The sequence below is a fragment of the Mesorhizobium sp. M2A.F.Ca.ET.037.01.1.1 genome (assembly GCF_003998075.1).
Lineage (GTDB): Bacteria > Pseudomonadota > Alphaproteobacteria > Rhizobiales > Rhizobiaceae > Mesorhizobium.
Genome location: NZ_RZSA01000530.1, coordinates 1 through 4,630, shown reverse-complemented (window position 1 = coordinate 4,630; position 4,630 = coordinate 1). Strand labels below are relative to the sequence as shown.

Sequence of the window (4,630 nt, the reverse complement as noted above, 5' to 3'; positions counted from 1 at the left end):
GTTGAGCTCGGCGCAGTTCATCTTGTCGTATTTCGCCGGGCTGATCGACGCGGTGGTCGATGAGCAGCCTGCTGCCAGAAGCAGCGTCGCGATCAAAATGGCTGTAGGCTTGAATGTCATTCTCTCAGCCGCTCTGCGGGTTCCGCGCTCCACGAACCCAGGACAGTACGCCATTAGGTCAAAGTAAGGGCCGGCTGTCGAGCACAATAGGCGGCACAAGCCAATCGGCTCACTGTTCCACGAAAAAAGTCAACGAGGCGCGCGGGATTGCAAGCATCCAAGTGCTTGTTTCTTCTGGTCGGAGTGGCAGGATTTGAACCTGCGACCCCCTCGTCCCGAACGAGGTGCGCTACCAGACTGCGCTACACTCCGTGACCAGACGGCGGGCTTATAGCCGCCGCTTTTCGATACTGCAAGCGGCAATGGCAGCACTTCTGTCGCATTTCGTCGGCTTTCGTCGCGCCGGTCGGGACGGCAGCGGGTTGAGGCAGTTCGTGAAAGGCGAGTTCCAGCCTTGTGTGACCAACCATGACGCCGCTAAAACGAGTTCTCCGGCCGCCTGGAGTCCCGAATCTTGCCTCAGCGCATCGTAAGTTTCGTCATGAGCGGAGGTGTCGGGTCGCGGCTATGGCCGCTCTCGCGCGAAGACAATCCCAAGCAGTTCCACGATCTGTCGGGGGATGGCTCCATGCTGGCGAAGACGGTTCGGCGCCTCAAAGCATGGCCAAATAGCGAAACGCCGATCTATCTGATAGCGTCCGAACGTCATGCCGAACGCGTTATCTCTGACATAAGTCCGCTCGGACTGAACGGTGGAAGGCCGATCTTCGAACCCCTGGGCCGCAATACTGCGGCGGCGGTCGCAATAGCGACACTGCAGACGATTTCCGAACACGGCAAGGATGCACTCGTGCTCGTGGTCCCATCCGACCATCAGATATCGACCGAGACGCAATTTTGGGAAACCGTCGAAGCCGGCATGCCTGCCGCAGACGCTGGTAGCATTGTCGTCTTCGGGATCAAGCCCACTCATCCGGAAACTGGATATGGGTACATCGAGGTTGCAGCCAATGGCGATGGCGCGGCCGCGGTTTCGCGCTTTGTCGAAAAGCCGGACGTCGAGACGGCGCAAAAATATCTGTCGTCGGGAAGGTTCTACTGGAACGCGGGCATCTTCCTGTTTCGCGCCGACACGATGCAGAAAGCCTTGATCGAATTGCAGCCGGAAATCTGGGATACCGCGGAACGCGCCTTCAGGTCCGCCACGACCGATATTTCGGGCCTCTACTTGCCCCAACGCTTCTACTCGGCGGTCCCCTCCACGTCGATTGACTATGCCGTCATGGAACATGCGCAGGGCATCGCGATGGTGACGGCTTCTTTCCGCTGGAATGATCTCGGGTCGTGGCAATCGTTGCTGGAGTCTAGCCCCGCCGACGGCAACGGCAATGTGGTGATGGGCGATGTCGTGGCCATGGACTGCAAAAATTCCTACCTCAGGAGCCAAGGTCGGCTGCTCACTGTGATCGGAATGAAGGATGTGGCGGTGGTTGCAACGCCGGACGCGATATTCGTCGCCCCGGTCAGCCACAGCCAGAATGTGAAGAAAGTCGTGGAACAACTCGAGAAAAGCGGGCGATTAGAGACGAAGTTCACGGCATCGGAAGACCGGGTCATTGTCAGCGGATCATGGCGCAAGCGCGTCGAGCACTGGCTTTTCAACGAGACTCTTCCGCTATGGTCGACCGCGGGGGTCGACACAGTTCATGGAGGCTTTCACGAAGCGCTCGGTTTCGATGCGAGGCCATTGGGCAAGCCCAAGCGGATGCGGACGATGGCCCGCCAGATCTATGCCTTCGCGGTAGCCAAGGAACGCGGCTGGACTGGCCCTGCCGACAAGCTCATCGATCACGGAATTGACTTCATCGCAAAATACGGCCGGACCGATCGAGGCGGCTGGGTGCGCACCCTCAATTCCAATGGAAGCGTGGCCGATCCGATGGAGGATGCCTACGACCATTCCTGCGTGCTTCTTGCCCTTGCCCACGCCTATAGATGCGGTCACCAGACGGCTTTGCAGCTCGCGCAGGAGACATTTCATTTTATCGATTCCCACCTTGAGGATGGCAGCCTGAATGGCTTCCTGGAGACACCCGGCTGGAACGGCGTCCGGTCCTCGAACCCGCACATGCACATGCTCGAATCGTTCCTTGCCTGGCATGACGCAACCGGCGACCGCACATATCTTCGTCGAGCGGCTCGCGTGATCGATCTCTTCCGGTGTCATTTTTTCGATCAGGAAAGTTGGACGCTTGGCGAATATTTTGACGCCGACTGGCTGCCGTTGCCCGGAGACAAAGGGCAATGGACCGAACCGGGGCATCATTTCGAATGGGCCTCCCTGCTCGCGGACTTCGCGCGGGCCAGCGGACAAAAGGATTTGGCTGCTTACGCCAGGAAACTCTATTCCTCAGCAGTTGCCAGCGGATTGAATCGAGCCACAGGGCTGGCATATGCGGCCGTGTCGCGACAAGGGATGCCTCTCGACAGACTCTCGCGCAGTTGGCCGCAATGCGAGGCTGTCAAGGCGGCGATCGCGCTGGACAATATTGGTGGGCCTGATCTGAAACCCGAAATCGAAGCCCGTGTCGCGCGCCTTTTCAGATGGCATATCGATCCCGCACCGCTTGGCCTGTGGGTGGACAGGATCGACGAGCGCGGTCGGTCGCTTGCGACTGAGGTCCCAGCCAGCATCTTCTACCATCTGGTGACGGCGCTGACGCAGTATCTCGACAAGACCGAGGGACAGGTCGAACCGTTTCCGCTGCCTTCCCAGAAAAAGGACAGCCCCTCATCGAAGCAGGTCTACGGCTGAAGAAGCGACTGAGCCTCGCTTCGCGACGGCGGCGGATCCTGGCGGGACGTCTTCATTGGTGATGCCGAAGAACACCAGCTACCGCTAATTCAGTATCCCCTTGCCTCTGGGTCACTGCTGCAAACTGGGTTACCGTCACCAATGGCTACACCTTAAAGAGAAGGGTCTAACCCTCAGTCTCTTGGACTGCGCACACTCGTCAAGATGTTGGAAATAAGAAGGTTTTTGTCCGGGTAGTTAAGACGACGATGGCAAAGAAGAAATCGAGAGCCAGGCGTAGTGGCGATCTCCTGAAGTTGCTGGCAACAAGGCCGCGGGCGGTCGCGCTCGCTGCGCTGCATGTGAGTGAATCGGTCCTTTTGGAACTCGAGGCCTCGGAAGTGTTGTCGCCGGCGGAAATCAGGGGGCTGCTGAGGGACGCGTCGCTGACTTTGCGCAATGCTGCCGACCAGGCGGACAACCGGAGCTGTCTGGTTGCCAGTGAGATAGTTGAGTCAATGAGAGAGAACTTTAAGAGAAGTAAGTCATAGATGATACCCGACCTCGCGGGATATCAACCGGACCATAACCGGTTTTGAGCCAGGTTAGCCCTCGGTTTGATGTCACAATGCCTTCCCGTTCCGGACTTCAAAAAGGTTGCTAATCACGTGAAATTTCATATACATGATGAGGTTGAGGGAGGTATACACGCAGCTGAGGGCGAGGGGTACGGATGACGTTTGCTTCACGTTCTTTTTCGAAAGGGGACGAGCACCGTTCGTCATTCGTTGGGCTTAACGATGACGACGCCGCGTTGATGAAGACGCTCGGGCTGGCTTCCAAGCGATATCCAGCCGACGCGGTAATCTTCAGCCAGGGCGACAGCAACGATCGTATATACATCGTTGAGTCAGGGTGGGGCTGCATTTCCCACGAGCTACCTGGGGGACAGCGGCAAATTTTAGATTTTGCCTTAACGGGTGATGTGGTTCTGCCTCAATCATATGGAGGCGGCACCGTCGAAACGTTCGCGAGCCTGACCGAACTGTCGTTGTTGGTGGCGCCTACCAAGACACTCACGCTGGCCGCTATGAAATCGCCTCATCTGTTCTCGTTCATCATGGACGCTCTGGTGCGCAACGGTGCTGTGATAGCTCAGCACCTCGCCAATGTAGGACGGCGTACCGCCTTGGAGCGAACGGCGCATTTGCTGCTTGAATTGACGGGGCGTCTGCGGCGTGTTGGCGCCGTTGACCGCAACGGCTTTGATTGCCCCCTCACGCAATACGATCTCGCTGACGCCCTTGGCCTTACCCCGATCCATGTAAATCGAATGTTGCGGGAACTCCGCGAGCGCAAGTTCCTCGAATTCCGCCAGGGTCATGTCCGCCTGCTCGATGCTGCGGGCCTGACAAAGTTTGTGGGATTTGATGGCGACTATGTGAAGGACTGAGCGCTCATCCAATGCTCCCGGCTCATCCGGGAACAGGGCGCCAAGTCGCGACTTCTACAAAGTACGGCCGCCTCTCCGTGCCTCGCACAGGCTTAGGCAAGGTCTTGGAGGTCGCTCCGCGCGCCATGTGACACGTGGCTTGAACGACGTCCTCCAGTTTGTCGCTGCCTGGCCGGCTTGCAGGTCCAACGGCCGTTCTAGTCAGGAGTGCCGCCGGGCGCCAACCATCCTGCGCCTTATACTTCTTTGTTATTCGTGTGGAAGAATTCCTCTTCGATAATCAACGGCATATATCGCTAAGTCGCCGGCGCGCAGAATTAGAG

General features: G+C 58.0%; 2 protein-coding genes and 1 tRNA gene. 2 read left to right on the top strand and 1 reads right to left on the bottom strand.

Going from position 1 to position 4,630, the window contains the following annotated elements:
* Positions 1 to 295: 295 nt before the first annotated feature.
* Positions 296 to 372 (bottom strand) — tRNA-Pro (locus tag EOA27_RS23315).
* Positions 373 to 574: 202 nt separating this feature from the next.
* Here EOA27_RS23315 and EOA27_RS23310 point away from each other — a divergent pair.
* Positions 575 to 2,875: a mannose-1-phosphate guanylyltransferase/mannose-6-phosphate isomerase gene (locus EOA27_RS23310; protein WP_127257318.1), complete on the top strand. Its 2,301-nt coding sequence runs from the start codon at positions 575 to 577 to the stop codon at positions 2,873 to 2,875.
* Positions 2,876 to 3,587: 712 nt separating this feature from the next.
* Positions 3,588 to 4,307: a Crp/Fnr family transcriptional regulator gene (locus EOA27_RS23300; RefSeq protein WP_126082686.1), complete on the top strand. Its 720-nt coding sequence runs from the start codon at positions 3,588 to 3,590 to the stop codon at positions 4,305 to 4,307.
* Positions 4,308 to 4,630: the final 323 nt, after the last annotated feature.

What these genes read in the sequence shown, in the direction of transcription:
- EOA27_RS23300 (WP_126082686.1), top strand. Translation starts at nt 3,588, where the DNA reads ATGACGTTTGCTTCACGTTCTTTTTCGAAAGGGGACGAGCACCGTTCG.